Origin of the sequence: Streptomyces colwelliae (genome assembly GCF_048158785.1) — a bacterium.
Lineage (GTDB): Bacteria > Actinomycetota > Actinomycetes > Streptomycetales > Streptomycetaceae > Streptomyces.
On the sequence record NZ_JBLTJC010000039.1, the window covers coordinates 26,392 to 45,448 of the forward strand.

Genomic DNA, 19,057 nt, shown 5'->3' on the forward strand with positions numbered 1-19,057 from the left:
CTTGAGCTGCGAGGGTTGAGGGAGGAGCTTGGAGTGCGGGGCCCGTCGGTGCGGTTCAGTGATCGCCGCGCAGGTCGAGCGCGACCTTGCCCCAGGGGTGGCCGGACTCGACCTCTGCCAGGGCGGACCCGGCGTCCTCGAACCTGAAAGCGCCGCTGACCCGGGGATTGAACCGTTCGTCCGCCACCCGCCGGGCCAGTTCGGTGAGCGTTTCGGTGGTGCTCGCGCGCGACAACGGGCGGCCACCGAACCGGGCCGCCGTCTCGGGGGCGGCGACCGTGAGGATCCGGCAGCCCATGGAGATCACCGGTGCGACGCTCCGCAGCGCGTCCCCGCCCACGAGGTCGAGGATCGCGTCGGCGCCGTCCGGCAAGGCTTTGCGCAGCCGTTCGCCGAAGTCGTCGCTGTCGTAGGCGATCGCGGTGGCGCCCAGCGATGCGACGAACTCCCGTTTGGCAGCGGTGGCGGTGCCGAAGACGGACACTCCGGCGTCACACGCGAGCTGCGCCGCAGCGACACCGACGCCGCCACCGATGCCCAGGATCAGCAGACTCTCGCCGGCTTTCGGAGCGAGCCGCCCGATCCCGTCGTAGGCGGTGCCGGCTGCCACCGGCAGGACGGCCGCGTCGGTCCAGGAGACCGCGGCGGGCTTGAGTGCCGTCCGGCTCGTGGTGAGGAGCGCGAACCGCGCGTAGCCGCCGCAGCCCCGGTCGTTGGTGCCGAACACCGGGTCGCCGACGGCGAACTGATCGGCGTCCGGGCCGAGTTGGACGACCACACCCGCGACCTCACGACCGAGAACGGCCGGCAGGTCGAGGGGCAGGAAGGCGCGGTGCATCCCGGCCCGCACCTTCCAGTCCACCGGGTTGACCCCGGCGGCACACACCTCGACGAGCAGCTCGCCCGGCCCCGGCACGGGCCTGGGCAGATCGAGGAACCGCTGCACCTGCGGTCCGCCGTATGCGGTGAATCCGTACGCTGCGGGCACGTCGAGCCTCCAACTCCGGGTGCCGGAACGGTCAGTGCTGCTGCCGGGCCCACTCGCCGCAGAGCCGGACGCTCTCCTCGGGGGTCGCCTGCGCGCCCTTGTCGACCTCGATGACGAGCCAGCCGTCGAAGCTCTCGGGCAGTGCGGCCAGCGTGGCCGGAATGTCCACGGAGGCGTGGCCGGGCTCCGCCCACAGGCCGGCGAGGACGGTCTCCTGGTAGGTCCAGCCCTCGGCGATGCCGCGCTCGGCGACATCCGCGCGGAAGTCCTTGACGTGCATCGCGGCGACCCGCTCCCCGTACTCGCGGATCAGGCCGATGACGTCGGCGCCGGCCCAGCCGAGGTGGCCGATATCGGGGCCGAAGGACAGGACGTCCGCCGGAACGGTGTCGAGGATGAAGCGGGTCTCCTGCTCGGTCTCCGCCCAGGTACCGATGTGCGGATGGAAGGCGGCCGTGATGCCGTTGGCCTTCGTGGTCTCGCCCATCCTCGCGAACACGTCCCGGACCCGCTCCAGGCGTTCCGGAGTGGCGTCGGCGCCCACCGCGGGGCGGTGCACGCGCGGTGCCTGCTTGTTCATGCCGGTGGCCACGAAGACGGTGGGCAGGCCGAGTTCGGCCATCTGCGTGCTCATCCGGTCGGTCTTCTCCAGGTGTGCCCGCAGGCTCGCCTCGTCCATGGGCAGCGGGCCCGAGATGTAGCCGGGGGCGGGCAACAGGCCGTGGTCGGCGAGGAGTTGGCCGTACTCGGCCGTGGTGAGGTCCGCCGGGACCTCCGCGTGGACGGAGTCGATGCCCGACTCCTTGATGACCTTGAGGCGTTCGGGGAGCGGCGGGGCGAGGGTGGGGTCGATCCAGCCGTCGTCGGTGGCGATCCACTGAAGCGGGTTGATCGCGATCTTCTCGGGGCTGATGGTCACGGGATGCCTTTCGTCGAAAGTGATCGGGGGCTGAACTGTCAGGCGGACCAACGGGGTTCGGGGCGTTCGCAGGTGCTCTCCAGCCGCACCGTCCGGCCCGACCGGGAGGAGTCCTCCACCGCGCACAGGGCTTCGAGGACGTGGAAGGCGAAGGAGGCATTGGCGCGGTGCGGACCGCCCTCGACGGCCGTCGCCAGGTCGCGTACGCCGAGGCCGCGTCGGGCCTGTTCGCGGGTGCCGACGGCGCCGAAGAGCTCGACGGCCGGCTCCAGCACCGTCCAGTCGCCTTCACCGTGACGCCGAAGGCGTACGTCGCCGTCGAAGTGGTTCGGGTTCGGCAGCGAGAGGGTGCCCTCGGTGCCGTAGATCTCCATGGCGGGCAGGTCGGTGTCCCAGACGTCGAAGCTCATCTGGGTGGTGGCGATGACACCGGACGCGAAGGTGAGGACGGCGGCGGCATGGGTGGGGACGGTGACGTCGACGGAGTCGACGGTCCGGCCGGGGGAGGTGACGGTCCGTCGCGGTGCGCCGATGCGGCTGCTCGCGCCGACCGACCGCACCGGGCCCAGGGCGTTCACGAGGATCGTGAAGTAGTACGGGCCCATGTCCATCACCGGGCCGCCGCCCTCCTGGAACAGGAAGGCCGGGTTCGGGTGCCAGGTCTCGGCCTTGCTGTGGCTGATGAAGGCGGAGGCACCGATCGGGGTGCCGATCGCGCCCGAGTCGATCGCCTTGCGCAGCGTCTGGCTCGCGCTTCCCAGGAAGGTGTCCGGCGCCGAGCCGAGGACACGCCCGCTGCGGGCGGCGGCCTCCAGAACGGTCCGGCCCTCCTCGACGGTGGTCGCGAGGGGCTTCTCGACGTAGACGTGCTTGCCGGCTTCCAGAGCGGTGACGACCGTGCGTGCGTGGTGCACGGGCGGGGTGAGGTTGACGAGGATGTCCACGCTGACGTCGGCGTACAGTTCCGCGGCGTCGCCCCAGGCCGGGATGCCGTGCTCGACGGCGGCCTGTTTCGCGCGGGCCACGTCGATGTCGCCGACGCGGACGATCCGCAGTTCCGGATAGCGGGCCAGGCCGGTCACATACCGGCCGAAGATGTTGCCGCTGCCCAGGATGCCGATGCGATGCGTGTGCTTGACCATGCCGTGAGTTCCTCCGGAGAGTGACGGGCGTAGGGGTGATGCGTGGAAGGCGCGAGGGCGCTGCGTGGAATTCGGCGGAGAGAGCGGACCGGTGGTCGGGAGCGCGAGGGGTCGCTCAGACCGAAACGAGTGGCCGGTTCCGGCTGGGTTGTTCGGCATTTAAAGGCTGTGCCGCCGAGTGGCACGAGAGCTGCGGTCCGGTGAGCAGAACATCGGGACCTGGGTTATCGAATCGTGACAAGTGAAACTGACGAGGTGTCAGGCGGCTCGTGTTCGGCTGCGGGAATCGGTCGCGCGGGTGATCGGCGCGACGCGGCCCGCCGAAGCGCGGAGATGAGGGAGTGCGCAGCTCACGGCCGTGCGCGAGGGTGACGTCCAGACCGTCGCACGGGTCGGCGGACGGTCGGCGGGAGCAGGCGGACGACGTGCCGGAGTGCCGCCCGGAGGCGGCGATTCCGTGCCCGGACGGGACCTTGATCGCCCGTGCCTGGTCCGTCGAGTGATCCGATTTCATTGCTTCGGATGCCTCTTCTGGCTATCCTCCCGGAATTTTTCGAGCCGTCCGGGGTTCTTGGTGCCGCTGTCGTCCAATCGGCCACGGCGTGAACGCCGGGTTGCCCATCACCATCGTTTGGTTCACATACGGGGGACAAGATGCCGCTTTTAGTTTTTCCAGCGGACTAAAGATGGCGGAATGCCCTTGCCGTCGTGGTCCGAATGTCGTGGTTGACGGACGCGCTCCACAGGTCGGATGGTGAGGGGGCTCAAGGAGGCGGAATTAAGACCGTGACGTTTCATAAAGGCGGGTACCAGCCGGCCGCTCCCGTGCTGCTGCCCGCGGTTCCCGTGGGGCTGCACCGGGTCCTGGACCTGGTCGTCTCGGGCGAGGCGACCAGCCGTGCCGAGATAGCGCGGCGCAGCGGACTCGCCCGCTCGACGGTCGGCCAGCAGGTCGCCCATCTCGTCGGACACGGCATCCTGGAGGAGATCGAGTCGGGCGAGTCGGTGCGCGGCCGACCACCGCGTGTACTGACGCTCTCCCCGCGCGCGGGCACCATCGCCGTGGCCGACGTCGACACCCTGGCCTCGCGCGTCGCGATCGCCGACCTCACGGGCCGCGTGCTCGCCGAGGACACCGTGCATGTGCGCCTGGACAGCGGTCCGGAAACGGTGCTGGAGCGGGTGTCCGAGCGCCTGCTGGGCCTGCTGGAGAAGGCCGGGCGTGACCCACGCCGGGTCCGTCAGGTGGTGATGGGTCTGCCCGGGCCCGTCGACTTCCAGCGCGGCTGCGCCGTGCGCCCGACGGGCATGCCGGGCTGGGACGGCTACCCGGCCGCCGAGGCCCTCGGCGCACGCTTTCGCGCCCCTGTCCTGGTGGACAACGACGCCAACCTCATGGCGCTCGGCGAAGCGGTCCAGGACGAGGTCGACACCCCGCTCCTCTGCCTCAAGATCGCGGCCGGGATCGGGGCCGGACTCGTCACCGCTTCCGGCGACATCTACCGCGGGGCCGACGGAGCCGAAGGCGACGTGGGCCACATACGGGCCGTCGACGGCGGCGATGCCCTGTGCACCTGCGGCAACGTCGGCTGTGTCAGAGGCATCGCCTCGCACCGGGCCGTCCTGCGCACGCTGGGCATCCCCGAGACGACGGACGACGATCCACGGCACGGCGAACGCGAGCTGGCCGAACGCATCACCGACAACGACCCCTCGGCCGTGCACGCGCTGCGCCAGGCCGCCACCGCGATCGGTGAACTCGCGGCCATGCTCGTCGTCATGTACAACCCCCGCACGCTGGTTCTCGGCGGTCCGCTGAGCGACCTGCGTGACGACCTCCTGTCCGGGGTGCGTGCCGTGGTGTACCAGCGCGCCCTGCCCCTGACCACGCGCAAACTGACCATCACGACCACCCGGCCCGACGGCACCTCCTCGATCCACGGGGGCATAGCCCTCGCCCTGCGAGGCGTCTTCAGCGAGCAGGGGATCGCCCGGTTGCTGGTGGACGACCGGGAGGACTGACGCCGGAACCGAGCCGGGTCCGGCAGGAGCGGGCAGGCGAACCCGTAGGCCGGTGGGCGGTGGGCGGTGGCTCATCGGGCCTGAGGTGGTGCGGGAGGCGGCCCGTGCTGCCGAGTGACCAGCGGGTCGACACGGCAGCACGGGCCGCGGCCGGGCCTCGTCGGCGGCCTGACCGGGCGACGTACGGAGAGCTGTCCAGTCGCTCGCCGAGCTCGCTGTGCTCGACGACTCCGGGGCCGGCTTGTCCGGGAGCTGGTAGGGAGCCCGGCTCTTTCGGCGAGCAGGGCACGAGGAGGCTATATGCGCGAAATCTCCTGACGGGAGGTGGAGTTGGTCCGCTCCTGGTCCGGATCTTGGAGGGTGGGGGCCTTCTTTCACAGACAGACGCCCTGCGCTTCAGCGCGTCGGAAGCCGCCGGCATCGGGACGATCTCTGTCGGTGCGGAGAGGTCCCACGACCGTCCCAAGCACGCCCATGACGGTCAGGTGCTCCCCGATGGTCCAGGGTCCCCACGAGGTAGACGAGTGGATAAGTCTCGCCCGTCTTTCCTGCCACCGACCCGAGTTCATGCCCACCCGCTCCGAACCGGCCCATCGCGTTCGGAAAGCGGATGACGTCCAGGGCAACCCGGTTAGGACCTCGGGGTTGCTCGGCTCCGTGCTCGGCCCGGAGTGCCCGGTGAGTGGCTAGGGCGATGCCATGTGGGTCCTGGCGCGAATTCCGTGAACGGTGATCACCTGCGATCTCCGTACGACGAGCGGCGCCGCCCCGGGATACTCAGAGATCAAGGCGAGCAGGTCATGGAGGGAAAGCCCGTGCAGGGGCCAGACAAGGAGACACCGGCACGGAAGACGGTGTCGCCGCGGTGTACCGCCTTCAGCCCGGCGTCCCGCGTGAGTACCGTGAGCGGCCCTGTCCCCGCTGCCCGTGGCGTACGGATGCTGATCTGACCGCGTTCTCCGACCATCCGTTCCGCTGGTGTGCGGGCCGGCTTGCCACGGTGGGTGAACATCACCTGGCCGTCCGCCTGGCCAGCGCGTTCGAGGCACTGCCGGGTGAGGCCGTACGCCGCGCGCCAACTGGCCACGGCTGTACGCCAGTTTGGAGGCGCTCCTCGCGGCTCGCGCCGCGCAGCTTCAGCATGGTGCTCCCGTGCGCCGGTGACGCGGAGACGCGTTGTCGAGGTCCTGGCTGAGGTCCTGGCTGACGTGTGACGACTCGATCGGGAGGCTGTTTCTGTGTCTGGAAGGGGTGCTGATGGAGCAACTGGTGCTGGAAGAAGGTGTGTTGTGGCTCGTCCCGCGTACGCGGGACGAGCGGACGTGTACCTGGCCAGGGTGCCGGACTTGGAGGTGGGCCGGGGTGGCGCTCGCTGGATGGGCGGGCGCCGTTCTCTCCGTCGTGTTGTCGGTTCCGGTCGACCGGTCGGTGATGCTGCGGTGATGGCGCTGCCCGACACGCTCGCGGCCATTCCGTGGTTCTGGGGGTCGACGACTTCGCGACCCGGAAGGGACGTCTACGGAACACTGCTCGTCGACGCGGAGACGCACGCACCGATCGACATGCTCCAAGGCCGCGAAGCCGGACCGTTGGCCCGTCGGCTGCCAGCACACTCGAGTGGGGAGATCATCTGCCGAGACCGGTCCGGGTCCCACACTGGAACAACCACGGCAAGGCCGCCGGTGGAGGCTGTTGACCAGGAGCGTCAGAGGGAGCAAGCCGACGGCGCTGCCCGGCAGTCCCCTCGTGCCTCACTTGGGATCCTTGATGTCGCACTCCGTCTCCGTGAGGGCGGTCGTGTCACCCGCGACGCGGCTGCACAGCACGTCGGGCTCGGCGATGCCGTCGCCGTTGCGGCGGACCTTCTTGAGGACGATGCTGTGGCCCGTGCGGTCGCTGTACGGCGGGGCAGTGGTGAAGTCGATCGTGCCGGTGGCCATGTCCGGGATCCGGACGGTGCGCAGGTTCACCCAGGTCAGGGCGCGACTCTGGGGCTTGTCGTCCCGGCTGGCCGCATCGTAGAGAGCCTGTGTCGCGTCGTGCGCCAGCGCGGTCTGGCCGCTGGCCAGGGCGGGGTTGCCGGGGGCCAGGTGCTGTCCCGTGACGCCCGGCAGGTGCCGGGCGGCGTCCGCGTAGAAGTCCGTTTGGACGGACGCCTTGTCCAGTTCCGCCAGAGCCGCGTGGTACAGGGTGACCTCGGGCGCGACCCTGTTCCGGCCGTGGAGGAAGTCGGCCTTGGAGAGATCGTCGCCGGTGAGGATGGCGATGGGCTTTCCGGAGCAGCCGGGTTCGCGGCTCAGTTGGTTCATGAGGGGATCGAGGTCCTCGACCCGGCCGGCGAAGTAGATCACGGACGGGACGGTGCCGTTCTGGCAGATCTGACGAGCGTGTCGGCGGAGTTCGGGCCTGCCGCCGTCGCGTTTGTAGAGGCGTGGCTTCGGCGGCACGGTGAAGCCGTGGGCCTTGAGCATGTCCTGGCCGTAGCGTGCCTGCTCCTGGGTGTACATGTCCGGGGACTCCGTCGTGTCCCGTGCCAGCACCAGTGCGTGCTGCTGTTTGCCCTGCGTGCGCAACTGAGCTGCGATCAGGCCGAGTTGCTGTACCTGCCACTGGTCCGGGGCGGCCAGGCTGAACCAGTTGGCGTACTCGTGGGGCAGATAGGTGGCGGAGTTGGTGCCGGAGACGATCGGCAGACCGGCCTCCATGAGGATGCGGGTGGTCTCCCGACTCGACTTCAGGTCACGGCCGGCGCCTACGACCCCCACAACGGTCGGGTCGTGCGCGGCGTACGTGGCGATGGCCTTCGCCATGTCGACCTGTCGGCCCAGGTCGAGGCCGGCGTTGGCGACCAGTACGCGGAGCCTGACGCTGGAGCCCTTGTTGATGACGGCCTGCGCCAGGTACACGCCCGCGAGTTCCTGGGCGCCCTTCACGAGGGAGGAGCCGTCGGGGTCGTGGCTGAGCGGTCCGGCGTAGACCACAGTGACGTGGTTGTCGGCGTGGTTGACGAGGACGTCCGCGTTCTGCTGAGCGATGAGGTCTTCCAACTGCCGTACGGTCCATGGCGTCTCGCTCCGGCCGACGAGCGGCTTGGGATCGTCGCCCCGGTCGGCCTTGGGCAGCCAGTCGGCGAAGCGGACGTCGCCCGTCGCGACGCCGATGCACTCTGTGCTGCCGTCCGACGCCGCATGGCGCCGGGTGTCCCGGTTCGCGGTCAGTACCGCCGCCGAGCAGTACTGCTTGTGCAGCGTGTGGGCCCGCATGGCGGTGCCGGCGGTCACGACGGCGAGAACCAGGACCAGTGTGTGCAGGGACCACACCAGACGGGCGATGGGTGGCCGGTGGGACGCCCGGAGGTGCCGGTGCCGGTCCTCGACGGGTCCGAGCTGGTCGTGCGGCAGCGGGACCTTCATGACCCAGGGCAGCACGGCCCGTTCGCCGCTGGGAGACTGCCGGGCGCGCAGGTTGCGAGCCCACTCCCGGTACAAGGTGCGCAGCTGGTCGCTGAACCTGTGCGGTGAGGGCGCGTGGGCGGGTGTCGTACGGACTGCGCCGCGCTCGATGCGCGGCACGTCCTGAGCGTGTACCGCGGCGACGACGACCAGGGGGTCGAGTTCGCTGCGCCTGCTGCGTACGTCGTTGACCGCCCGGATCAGCTCGATGCCGCCGTTGTGCTCGTCTGCGTGCGGCAGGAAGAGCATGGGCGGGCGGGGCCTTTTGAAGCCACGCAGGTCCCAACTCCAGCGGCGGTGGTTGTCGCGCAGGTCTTCCCGCAGGGCCAGTACGCACAGCTGGAGATGGAAGTCGCCGCCCGCCTTGAGCGCCTCGGCCACGTCGTACGCCCGGGCCGCGATCGCCCGCCAGGACCGCACTGGGCGCAGCAGCGAAACCTCGGTCGGGTCCTCCTGGTCCGCCGCACGGAGGAAGGTCGTGGTCAGGAACCAGCGGCTTTCCCGGCGCAGCCACAGGAAGATCGGTGCCCGCCCCGGCAGGACGGAGCTGAAGACCGTCAGCAGGACGAGTAGGGCGAGGCCCGCACCCACCGCCATGTACCAGTCGGTGCGGGCGAGGAGCGCGGCGAGCCCGGCCACGATGCTCGCCGGCAGGATGTGCGCCATGTCGGACAACTGCAGGCCCGGGCTCCAGCGCCCGCGGCCCTTCGGCCGCCAGCGCTGCCGGGCCAGCTGGTCGAGCAGCCGCTGCCGCTGGTCCTGCCCGCCGTCGGGGCTGCCGGGGGCAGTTGCGGGCCAGATGTCGCCGAGTTCCGCGACCGCGTCGTCGATGGCGTGCACCAGCCGCAGCCGCGGGAACGTGTACCGCCGGTAGGCCGCTTTGGGGTCACCCCATTTCTTCGGGTCGCTCAGCGCGCGCACCATGGCCGCGGCCCGGCGGACCTCCGTGCCGCCGTCGTAGACGTTCTGCGCCACCGCGCATCGCGTGCTGTGCGCTTCCTGACCCTCGTACAGCTGCTGGACCAGCTCCGCCACCGCGCCGTCGTCAGCGCTGTCCTGCGCGTGCAGGACGAATGCCGGCATCGGCGGATCGGCGCTCGTGCGGAAATCCTCGATGAGGATCTCGAGCCGATCCTGAAGGTGGACCCCGGCGTCGGTCACCGGCAGGCCGCGATGGCCCCCAGAGCAGTCCGGCACACGGCCAAAATTCACCATGGGTAATCCCCCGTTCACTTCAAGTGACTGGAGAGGTTAGCGGCTGCGGGTGGGGCCGGGTGGGTGAATCGGCGATCCGGCGACCTGTGGACTTTCGGTTGACCGATCCGGGAGGTGTGCCGGGTGACCTACGCCGCCGACGTTGTGTGGAGCGCACTTGCTGACTCGGCCGGAGCGATTCAGCCGTACGCGGAGAGCTGACCGCTGAGCTCGGAACATGAAGCGGCAGCCTTCGACCTCTTGGACCGTGTCCTATGTGGTGAGGGCCGCTTCGTGCAGGCGGCCCCAGACACCGGCCCGGGGCCAAGTCAGGAACCGGCGGTGGGCGGTCTACTTCGATATACCGAAACACGGCGGCAGTTGGCGCCAGGCGCAGCCGCTGACCAGGACGTAGATGCTGGCCGCGAACAGCTTCTCGTCAGACGTGTCCGGCGTGCCGCTGCCCTGCGGCCGTACTCTCGACGGCGGGATCAACGGCTTCGTGATCTCCCGCAGCCCGTCCACGACAATTCAACTCCACGCACCCCGCCCCATGTACGTCCGCCTCACCACGTAGGACACGGTCCTTTGCCGAGGCGGAGACGGACTGCGGATCGGCGGGCGCCACCGAAGTCGCCGGGTTCACCACCGACGGTGGTCAGCGCTTCGTGAACCTGAACTCTGTGCAGGCGCTCAGGGTGGAGGACTATGACTGGGCGTCACACTTCGTCATCGAGTCCGATCTCAGAGCCTCTCGGGCCGACGGGATCCGGGCCATCCAGGTGCGCCAGTTCACCAAGGACTGAAATCCGCAGGAGCCGTTCGGGGAGCGCAACTGGACAGGCCCTGTGGACCCGGCGGCAGAACCCGAGGTGTCCCTGCTCGACGAGGTGTGGCACTGGCCGGTGCGGGTTCGCACGGTGGATCGCAGGCCCCCTTCAGAGAGGCCCCCTCGGCAATGCCAAGAGGATGGGCAGGCCGCACTGGCAGATCGATGCCTTCCGTTGCCCCACCTGCTCACACCTGGAACTGTTCGCAGCCCAGCCGGACTACCCGCACGGTAGGCAAGTGATCACCAACGAGTAGTCGTGGTGTCGGTACGTCCCAACCTCAGTCGTGCACCACACCTTCAGGGACGCCGGGAATCGTCCTCCGTACGGTCCCTCCGACTGGTGGTAAGTCGAAGGTCAGCCGCGTACCGGCGCCCTGGCCGCGCTGCACGCGGTCGGCGGGGCGTTTTCATGAGTCTGTTCTTCTTCGTGTCGGCGGTCTTCGCCGGCCTCCTGCGACCGCCACGGCGCACGCGCCCTGCTGAAGGGGAGGCTGATCCGGTTTGGACATCCCGATCGTGGTTGGGCGGCAACGGCTCCAGACGGTGCCACAGCTCATCCGACACGATTCACGGCGACTGACCCACACCGGACCGAACGCCCGACTCCCGCCCCGGACCCGGCCATCAGGACCGGATCCACCTCTTTGTGTCAGCCGTTGATGCCGCCTTGAGTGCCGGGTGCTGCGCGTGGTGAGGTCCTGACCGCGAACACCATGCCGATGTCGCCGGCCTGCTGCACCGAGTCCTGCTCGGTGCTGACTGTGAAGCCGTGTGTGAGGAGGACCTCGCAGACCGTGTCGCGGTTGTGCCGCCAGCGCTCCACCTCGACGACTGCCTGGCGGACCAGCGGCCAATGCCGTTCCTTGATGCCTCTGAGTACCTCAAGTTCGGCGCCTTCCACATCGACCTTGAGCAGGTCGATGTGGTCGATACCGTGCTCGTCGAGCACCGATGACAGGGGCTTGACCTTCACCCTGTGCGTCTCAAGCCGCCGCAGTACCCGCAGCTTGCGGCTGATGAGAAGAGTGAGGATGGGGGCGGGTACGCGGCGCAGGACCGGTCCCAGGCCGCCCTGGCGGATCATTTCGACAACGCTGGCGGTGACCCGGCGCCGCTCAGCCTCGATGTTCCCCTGATCCCGCGAGGAGGACGAGAAGATCGTGGCGGCCGGAATGTAGCTGAAGTCGAGCTCAGCCTCATGGGACGCCAGGCCGTAGGGGAGCGCGGTCAGACGTCCGTTGAAGAACTCGCGAGCATTGCGTTCGAGTGTCGCGTGGAGTGGCGGCAGTGGCTCGAAGGCGTAGATCCGTACGTCTCCGTCCAGCCGTTCATAGACGGCGGCTGAGAAAACACCGATGTTGGCGCCCACGTCGAGTACCACCGCCCCTGGCGTGCACTCGATGCCGTGGGTGAAGTAGCCGTCCACCTCTTTGCGGAGGAAGGACGCCTCCCAACGATTTATGGTGTGCAGTTCCATCGCAATCATGGCCATGACAAGGTGATTTATCAGGGTCGGAGCCAACAATCCAGCCCGTACTCTTCGCTTCGGCCGCGTCCCAGTCCACAGGGTGTGACATGGGCCCATTCCCGTAAGGGTTCGTAACGCGATCTTGTTGAGGTGTCCTGGCTGAACGTGACCGATGTGACGATTCGGCCGTTCGGGAGAGTGTGAGGTCGGGCCAGTGTGACTGTCTGCCTCTCCCAGGAAGAACGCGGGTCGCGAAGGGCACCGGAACGGTGGCCTGATGCAGCCCTTGCGCAGGTATTGACATGCCGCTCAAGACGGACGTAACTTCCCTGCCACAAGGAAGTAACGCGCGTTATTAAAGCGCGTAACCGGAGGTGGTGTCTCGCCTCCGGCTGGTCGAAGGGGACTGGAAGTGGCCACGAACAGGACGCATCGCGTGACCATGAGCGATGTGGCGCTCCACGCGGGCGTCTCGCGGACCACCGTCTCCTTCGTCCTCAACGACAAGCCCGGTGCCGCCATCCCCGAGGAGACCCGTCGGCGGATCCTGGCGGCGATCGACGAGCTCGGCTACCGGCCCAACGCCGGGGCGCGGGCGCTGGCCGCGAACCGCAGCGGGTGGTTCGGGCTGATCACCGAGATCGTGACCGGCCCGTTCGCGGGCGAGGTGATCACGGGCGCGCAGAGCCGCGCCTGGGGTGACCGGAGGTTCCTGCTGATCGCCGCGAGCGAGGGCGACCCCGCCCAGGAGGCCGCCGCGCTCGACCAGATGCTGGAGCACCGCGTGGAAGGGCTGCTGTACGCCACGACCTGGCACCGCGCCGTCACGCTCCCCAAGGCCGCCCGGGAGGTGCCGACGGTGCTCGTCAACTGCTATGACGAGGAAGGGGAGTTGCCGTGCATCCTGCCCGACGAGGTGTCGGGCGGGTACAAGGCGACCCGCCGGCTCCTGGACGCCGGTCACACCCGCATCGGGTTCATCAACCTCGACCCGGCGATCCCGGCCGCCGTCGGCAGGCGCGAAGGGTACGAACGTGCCCTGCGCGAGGCCGGGATCACCCCCGACCCCTCCCTCGTCGTCCCCGGCTGGGCGACCGCCGACAGCGCCTACACCGCCGCCGGTGAACTCCTTGACCGTCCGGCCGGCGACCGGCCGACCGCGCTGTTCTGCGGAAACGACCGGATGGCGATGGGCGCGTACGACGCGATCAAGGAACGTGGGCTGCGCATCCCGCACGACGTGGCCGTGGTGGGGTTCGACAACCAGGAACTCATCGCCGCCTATCTGCGGCCGAAGCTGACGACGCTCGCCCTGCCCTTCGAGGCCATGGGCACCAAGGGCATCGACATGCTCGCCGCTCTCGCAGCGGGGCAGCCGCTCGACACCCGTCAGGTGACGATCGACTGCCCGCTGCTCGAACGCTCGTCGGTCTGACTGCGAATCAGTCCGCCGAGTAATCCCATCCCGTCTTCGCCCTGTGTGTTGAAGAGAGGAAAAGAGTCTCCATTATGGCACCCTCCCGCATACCTTCACGGCGGCCCCGAGCCGTCCTGAGAGCGGTCACCGCGACCGCCGCCGCGGCCCTGGTCCTGTCCGCCTGCACGGGTGGCTCGGGCGCCGCCGGCGCCGGTGACACCTCCGGCAATCAGCTGCTCACCATCCCGCGCGAGGATCTGGCGACGTTCACGCGCAACTTCAACCCGCTCTCCCCGCAGGCCGCCCCCATGACCCTCCAGGCGGTCTACGAGCCGCTGGTCGTGCACAGCATGGCGGATGCCAAGGACACGCCGTGGCTGGCCACCAAGTGGGAGCAGGCCAAGGACGGCAAGTCCCTCACCTTCACGCTGCGCGACGGCGTCAAGTGGTCGGACGGCCAGGCGCTCACCGCCGCCGACGTCGTCTACACCTTCGAGCTCCAGAAGAAGGTGCTGGGCGGCTTCGACTATCTGGACAAGGTCACCGCGGTCGACGCCCACACGGTGACGTTCTCCTTCAACAAGGCGTTCTCGACCGCCTTCTACGAGATCAGCGGCCACTACATCCTGCCGAAGCACATCTGGTCCAAGGTGAAGGACCCGGCGAAGTTCACCAACCCGAACCCGGTCGGCACCGGCCCGTACACCAAGATCGAGAAGTTCCAGAGCCAGTCGTACGAGCTGCGCAAGAACCCCGACTACTGGCAGCCCGCGAAGCAGCGGATCGCCGGCATCCAGATGCTCGCCTTCTCCGGCAACGACAGCGCCAACATCGCCTTCACCAGCGGCGAGGTGGACTGGACGCAGTCGTTCATCCCGGACATCGAGAAGTCCTTCGTCGCCAAGGACAAGAAGCACAACCACTACTGGTTCCCGGCCACCGGCGCCATGATCAACTGGCAGCTGAACACCACCAGGGCGCCGTTCAACGACCCGGCCGTCCGCAAGGCGCTCAGCATGGCCGTCGACCGCGACCAGATCACCCAGGTCGCGATGAACGGCTACGCCGAACCCGCCGACTGCACGGGCCTGGCCCGCACGTACGACAAGTGGCGCGACACCTCGCTGGCCGCCTCCTGCACCTGGACGAAGTACGACAGCGCCGCTGCGGCCAAGGCCCTCGACGCGGCCGGCTACAAGGAGAGCGGCGGCAAGCGGAAGCTGAAGAACGGCAAGAACTTCACGCTCGACATCTCCGTCGGCTCCGCCTCCTCCGACTGGATCTCGGTCGCCAACATCATCAAGCAGGACCTGGCGAAGGTCGGCATCACCGCCACCGTGAAGACGCCCGACTGGTCGGCGGTCCAGTCCTCGTACAACACCGGCACGTTCGACACCGGCATCGTGTGGAGCAACAACGGCGCCACCCCGTACGAGTACTTCCGCGGCGTGATGTCGACCAGGATGGTGCAGCCGGTCGGCAAGCAGGCCACGGAGAACTACCACCGCTTCGGCGACAAGAAGGCCGACAAGCTCATCGACGCCTTCGCCGCCGCCACGGACGAGAAGACGCAGGCCGAGCAGATGAACGGCCTCCAGGAGCTGTACAACGAGGACGCGCCCGTCGTCCCGCTGTTCACCGGCCCCGAGTGGGGCGCGTACACGGACGCCCGCTTCACCGGCTGGCCCTCCGCGAAGAACCCGTACGCCACCCTCGGCAACCGCAACGGCAGCACGGTCCTCGTGCTCACGTCGCTGAAGCCCGTCAAGGGCTGAAGCCGCCCGCGGACCGGCGGCCGCCCTCCTCCCCGGACGGCCGCCCCCGCGCACCGAGCCACACGTTCACCCCCCATCGACAGGGAGCACGACCCGTGCGTCTGATCCTGCGCAACCTGGGGTTCTATCTGCTCGCCTTCTGGGCCTCCATCACCCTGAACTTCGTTCTCCCGCGCTTCATGCCGGGCGACCCGGTCTCCCGGATGTTCGCGCAGGCCCAGGGCACCATGCAGCCCGACCAGATAGCCCAGCTGCGGAAACTCTTCGGCCTCGACAACCGCCCCCTCTGGGAGCAGTACGTCTCCTACGTCAAGAGCGTCTTCACCGGCGACCTCGGCATCTCCATCTCCCGCTTCCCGACCCCGGTCTCCGACGTGATCGGCTCGCAGATCGGCTGGACCCTGCTCCTCGGCGGCGTCGCGCTCGTCATCGCGGCCGTGCTCGGCAACCTGCTCGGCATCGTCGCCGCCTGGCGGCGCGGCGGCGTCCTCGACTCCGCCTTCCCGCCGCTGCTGATCTTCGTCGGCTCGTTCCCGTACTTCTGGCTGGCGATGGGCGCGCTGTACCTGTTCGGGGTGAGCCTCGGCTGGTTCCCCATGCGGCACGCCTACGACGTCGGACTGACCCCCGGCTTCAACGGCGAGTTCCTCTCCAACGTCGCCACCCACCTGGTGCTGCCCGCGCTGACCATCGTGCTGGTCTCCATCGGCGGCTGGATGCTCGGCATGCGCAACACCATGATCGCCACAGCGGCCGAGGACTACATCACGATGGCCGAGGCCAAGGGGCTCAGCCCCTCGCGGATCATGTTCCGCTACGCCGCCCGCAACGCGCTGCTGCCCTCCGTCACCAACTTCGGCATGGCGCTCGGCTTCGTCGTCGGCGGCGCCCTGCTCACCGAGGTCGTGTTCGCCTACCCGGGCATCGGCTACCAGCTGTTGATCGCCGTCCAGGGTCTGGACTACCCGCTGATGCAGGGCATCTTCCTGACGATCACGGCGGCGGTACTGATCGCGAACTTCCTCGTCGACCTCGTCTACGTCCGCCTCGACCCGCGCGTCCGCGTCCGCTGAGGAGGCTGCCGACATGACCGCCATCGACATCGCCACGGCCACCACGCCGACGGCCCCCGCGAGCGCTTCCCGCCGGCGCGGACTGCTGCGCCAGCTCATCGACAGCAAGAAGGCGCTGACCGGGCTGATCCTGCTCGCCCTCTTCGCGCTGCTCGCCCTGTTCGCACCCGTCCTCGCACCGGGCGACCCGTCGTTCATCAACTCCACGGGCAGCCAGGCCCCTTCGGCCGCGCACTGGCTCGGTACGACCGCCAAGGGACAGGACGTGCTCGCCCTCACCCTCTGGGGTGCGCGCAGTTCCCTCTTTGTCGGGTTCACCGTGGGGCTCGTGGCGACCGCGGTCGCCATCGTCGTCGGTCTCGCGGCCGCGTACTTCGGCCGCGTCGTCGACGACGCGCTGACCCTGGTCACCAACATCTTCCTGCTGCTGCCCGGCCTCCCGCTGCTCATCATCCTGGCCGCGTTCCTGCCGCCCGGGACCTCCACCGTGATCCTGGTCCTCGTCGTCACCGGCTGGGCGGGTTCGGCCCGGGTCCTGCGCGCGCAGGCCAAGTCGATCCGCGGCAAGGACTTCGTGGCCGCGGCCGTCGTCACGGGGGAGCGCCCCCTGCGGATCATGTTCCGCGAGATCCTGCCCAACATGGCGTCCGTGGTGATGACCACGCTGCTCGGCTGCGTGATCTTCGGCATCGGCGCCCAGGCCGGCCTGGAGTTCCTCGGCCTCGGCGACAGCAGCGTCGTCAGCTGGGGCACCAACCTGTACTGGGCGAGCAACGACGGCGCGCTGATGACCGGCGCGTGGTGGGCCTTCGTTCCCTCCGGGCTGTGCATCGCGCTGGTCGCCTTCGCGCTCGCGCTGGTCAACTACGCGGTCGACGAGATCACCAACCCCAGGCTGCGCAACCGCCGTGCCCGCCGTGAGAGGAGGGGCTGAGCCATGGAACCCGTACTTGAGGTGAACGGCCTCCGGGTCGAATACCGCGGCGACGGACGCACCGTCGTAGGCGCCGACGACGTCTCCTTCTCCATCGGCGCCGGAGAGATCTTCGGCCTCGCCGGAGAATCCGGCTGCGGCAAGTCGACCATCGCCAACGCGGTGATGCGCCTGCTCAAGCCCCCGGCGGAGATCACCGCGGGCAGCATCCGCTTCCAGGGCCGCGACGTCCTCGCCCTGGACGCACGGGAGTTGCGCGCCTTCCGGTGGCGGGAGATCGCCATGGTCTTCCAGTCGGCGATGAACTCGCTCAACCCCGTCCTGACCATCGGCGAGCAGATCGTCGACATCTTCACCACCCACGAGCGGATGAGGAAGCGGGCCGCGCGGGAGCGGGCCGGCGAGCTGCTCCAGCTGGTCGGCATCGACCCGGGAAGGCTGAAGGCGTACCCCCACCAGCTCTCCGGCGGAATGCGCCAGCGCGTGGTCATCGCCATGGCCGTGGCCCTGAAACCAAGGCTGCTGATCATGGACGAGCCGACCACCGCGCTCGACGTGGTCGTGCAGCAGGAGATCATGGCGCAGATCCGCGACCTCCAGCGGGAGCTCGGCTTCTCCATCCTCTTCATCACCCACGACATGTCCCTGATGATCGAGCTGTCGGACCGCATGGGCGTGATGTACGGCGGACGGATCGTCGAACTCGCCGACGCCAAGGACCTGTTCGCGGGACCGCTGCACCCCTACACCGAGGCGCTGATGAACGCCTTCCCGCCGCTGACCGGCCCGCGCCAGGAGCTCACCGGCCTCTTCGACGCCCCGCGCACCGCCGACAGCTGCGGCTTCCACGTCCGCTGTCCCGAGGACCGCTCGGACTGCTCCACGAACATCCCCGACCTGCGCGAGATCGCGCCCGGCCGGTGGGTGGCCCAGAGTTCCCAGGGAGCCTCCCGATGACCGAACCCCTGCTGTCCGTACGCGGTCTGACCAAGGACTTCCAGGTCGGTACCGTCTTCTCCCGGCGCCGCGTCCGAGCCGTCAACGACGTGTCCTTCGATCTCCCCGCCGGCCGGATCACCGCCCTGGTCGGCGAGTCCGGCAGCGGCAAGTCCACCATCGCCCGCTGCCTCGCCCGCCTCGAACAGCCCTCCGCCGGACAGGTGTTGCTCGACGGCGAGGACATCCTGCGCACCGAGCGGCGCCGGGTGTCACGGGCGTACCGCCGCGAGGTCCAGATGGTCTTCCAGGACCCCTTCGGCTCACTCAATCCCGTCCACCGCATCGAGCACTTCCTCACCCGGGCCCTCGTCCTGCACGGCCACTCCGCCACACCGGAGGCGCTGCGCGAGCTGATCAAAACGGTCGGCCTGACCGAGGACATGCTCCAGTCCTACCCGCACGAACTCTCCGGCGGCCAGCGGCAGCGCGTCTCCATCGCCCGCGCGCTGGCGGTGGAACCGAGGCTCATCCTGGCCGACGAACCGACGTCGATGCTGGACGTCTCCGTGCGCGTCGGCGTGCTCAACCTGATGCGGCGCCTGCGCGACGAGCGGAACATCGCCATGCTCTACATCACGCACGACCTGGGCTCCGCCCGCTACCTCGCGGACACCACGATGGTCATGTTCGCCGGTGAACTCGTCGAGGGCGGCGACGCGTTGGCCGTCATGGACGCCCCGCGATCCGCAGCCCGGTCAGTCCGATCTCGCCGAGGATCGGCGGCGTTGACGCGAACGTCCTTGAGCGCCTTGGCGTACTGGGTGGTCAGCATGGTCAGGGCCGCCTTGGACGCGGTGTAGAGCGGCGCGACCACGGAGGACTCGATCCGCGCCGCTCTACAC

General features: G+C 69.0%; 12 protein-coding genes and 3 pseudogenes. 8 read left to right on the forward strand and 7 right to left on the reverse strand.

The window, feature by feature from the left end; genetic code table 11:
• Window positions 1-55: 55 nt before the first annotated feature.
• Genes ACNFOC_RS11385 through ACNFOC_RS11395 form a run of 3 tightly spaced genes read right to left on the reverse strand, consistent with a single transcriptional unit; the run spans window position 56 to window position 3,049 of the window.
• On the reverse strand, window positions 56-988 hold the full coding sequence (locus ACNFOC_RS11385; protein ID WP_416958965.1) for an NADP-dependent oxidoreductase: 933 nt from the start codon (window positions 986-988) through the stop codon (window positions 56-58).
• Between the two features lie 31 nt (window positions 989-1,019).
• The gene (locus tag ACNFOC_RS11390) at window positions 1,020-1,907 is read right to left on the reverse strand and encodes a sugar phosphate isomerase/epimerase family protein (RefSeq protein ID WP_416958966.1); all 888 of its coding nucleotides are present in this window, start codon (window positions 1,905-1,907) and stop codon (window positions 1,020-1,022) included.
• A 38-nt stretch (window positions 1,908-1,945) separates the two neighbouring features.
• Entirely contained in the window at window positions 1,946-3,049 is a 1,104-nt protein-coding gene (locus tag ACNFOC_RS11395; protein WP_416958967.1) for a Gfo/Idh/MocA family protein, read from the reverse strand.
• Between the two features lie 786 nt (window positions 3,050-3,835).
• On the opposite strand from ACNFOC_RS11395, the gene ACNFOC_RS11400 reads away from it, so the two are divergent.
• Window positions 3,836-5,071, forward strand: coding sequence for an ROK family transcriptional regulator (locus ACNFOC_RS11400; protein WP_416958968.1), 1,236 nt, complete (start codon window positions 3,836-3,838; stop codon window positions 5,069-5,071).
• A 1,751-nt stretch (window positions 5,072-6,822) separates the two neighbouring features.
• Here ACNFOC_RS11400 and ACNFOC_RS11405 read toward each other — a convergent pair.
• Both ACNFOC_RS11405 and ACNFOC_RS11410 read right to left on the reverse strand, forming a co-directional pair.
• Window positions 6,823-9,738, reverse strand: coding sequence for a type 1 periplasmic-binding domain-containing protein (locus ACNFOC_RS11405; protein ID WP_416958969.1), 2,916 nt, complete (start codon window positions 9,736-9,738; stop codon window positions 6,823-6,825).
• A gap of 257 nt (window positions 9,739-9,995) precedes the next feature.
• Window positions 9,996-10,248 (reverse strand): annotated as a pseudogene (locus tag ACNFOC_RS11410) (transposase); the annotation flags it as partial.
• Window positions 10,249-10,385: 137 nt separating this feature from the next.
• On the opposite strand from ACNFOC_RS11410, the gene ACNFOC_RS11415 reads away from it, so the two are divergent.
• Entirely contained in the window at window positions 10,386-10,523 is a 138-nt protein-coding gene (locus ACNFOC_RS11415; protein ID WP_416958970.1) for a hypothetical protein, read from the forward strand.
• A 675-nt stretch (window positions 10,524-11,198) separates the two neighbouring features.
• On the opposite strand, the gene ACNFOC_RS11420 is transcribed toward ACNFOC_RS11415, so the two are convergent.
• Window positions 11,199-12,041 (reverse strand): FkbM family methyltransferase, encoded by an 843-nt coding sequence (locus ACNFOC_RS11420; protein WP_416958971.1) that lies wholly within the window; start codon window positions 12,039-12,041, stop codon window positions 11,199-11,201.
• Window positions 12,042-12,459: 418 nt separating this feature from the next.
• Between ACNFOC_RS11420 and ACNFOC_RS11425 the strand changes: the two genes are divergently transcribed.
• The 6 genes and pseudogenes from ACNFOC_RS11425 to ACNFOC_RS11450 form a co-directional block, all read left to right on the forward strand.
• Complete coding sequence (locus tag ACNFOC_RS11425; RefSeq protein WP_416958972.1) at window positions 12,460-13,452, forward strand: LacI family DNA-binding transcriptional regulator; 993 nt, start codon at window positions 12,460-12,462, stop codon at window positions 13,450-13,452.
• Between the two features lie 74 nt (window positions 13,453-13,526).
• Window positions 13,527-15,209 (forward strand): ABC transporter substrate-binding protein, encoded by a 1,683-nt coding sequence (locus tag ACNFOC_RS11430; protein ID WP_416958973.1) that lies wholly within the window; start codon window positions 13,527-13,529, stop codon window positions 15,207-15,209.
• A gap of 95 nt (window positions 15,210-15,304) precedes the next feature.
• The gene (locus ACNFOC_RS11435; protein WP_266864737.1) at window positions 15,305-16,282 is read left to right on the forward strand and encodes an ABC transporter permease; all 978 of its coding nucleotides are present in this window, start codon (window positions 15,305-15,307) and stop codon (window positions 16,280-16,282) included.
• A gap of 13 nt (window positions 16,283-16,295) precedes the next feature.
• The gene (locus ACNFOC_RS11440; protein ID WP_416958974.1) at window positions 16,296-17,216 is read left to right on the forward strand and encodes an ABC transporter permease; all 921 of its coding nucleotides are present in this window, start codon (window positions 16,296-16,298) and stop codon (window positions 17,214-17,216) included.
• A gap of 3 nt (window positions 17,217-17,219) precedes the next feature.
• Window positions 17,220-18,173 carry an ABC transporter ATP-binding protein gene (locus tag ACNFOC_RS11445; RefSeq protein WP_416958975.1) on the forward strand — a complete coding sequence of 318 codons (954 nt, stop codon included), beginning with the start codon at window positions 17,220-17,222 and terminating at the stop codon, window positions 18,171-18,173.
• Window positions 18,170-18,694: pseudogene (locus ACNFOC_RS11450) on the forward strand (ATP-binding cassette domain-containing protein); the annotation flags it as partial. The gene ACNFOC_RS11445 and the pseudogene ACNFOC_RS11450, both read left to right, overlap by 4 nt.
• Before the next feature lie 215 nt (window positions 18,695-18,909).
• Here ACNFOC_RS11450 and ACNFOC_RS11455 read toward each other — a convergent pair.
• A pseudogene (locus ACNFOC_RS11455) lies at window positions 18,910-19,057 on the reverse strand (short-chain dehydrogenase); the annotation flags it as partial.

What these genes read in the sequence shown, in the direction of transcription:
- ACNFOC_RS11405 (WP_416958969.1), bottom strand. Translation starts at nt 9,738, where the DNA reads ATGGTGAATTTTGGCCGTGTGCCGGACTGCTCTGGGGGCCATCGCGGC.
- ACNFOC_RS11440 (WP_416958974.1), top strand. Translation starts at nt 16,296, where the DNA reads ATGACCGCCATCGACATCGCCACGGCCACCACGCCGACGGCCCCCGCG.
- ACNFOC_RS11395 (WP_416958967.1), bottom strand. Translation starts at nt 3,049, where the DNA reads ATGGTCAAGCACACGCATCGCATCGGCATCCTGGGCAGCGGCAACATC.
- ACNFOC_RS11420 (WP_416958971.1), bottom strand. Translation starts at nt 12,041, where the DNA reads ATGGCCATGATTGCGATGGAACTGCACACCATAAATCGTTGGGAGGCG.
- ACNFOC_RS11425 (WP_416958972.1), top strand. Translation starts at nt 12,460, where the DNA reads ATGAGCGATGTGGCGCTCCACGCGGGCGTCTCGCGGACCACCGTCTCC.
- ACNFOC_RS11430 (WP_416958973.1), top strand. Translation starts at nt 13,527, where the DNA reads ATGGCACCCTCCCGCATACCTTCACGGCGGCCCCGAGCCGTCCTGAGA.
- ACNFOC_RS11445 (WP_416958975.1), top strand. Translation starts at nt 17,220, where the DNA reads ATGGAACCCGTACTTGAGGTGAACGGCCTCCGGGTCGAATACCGCGGC.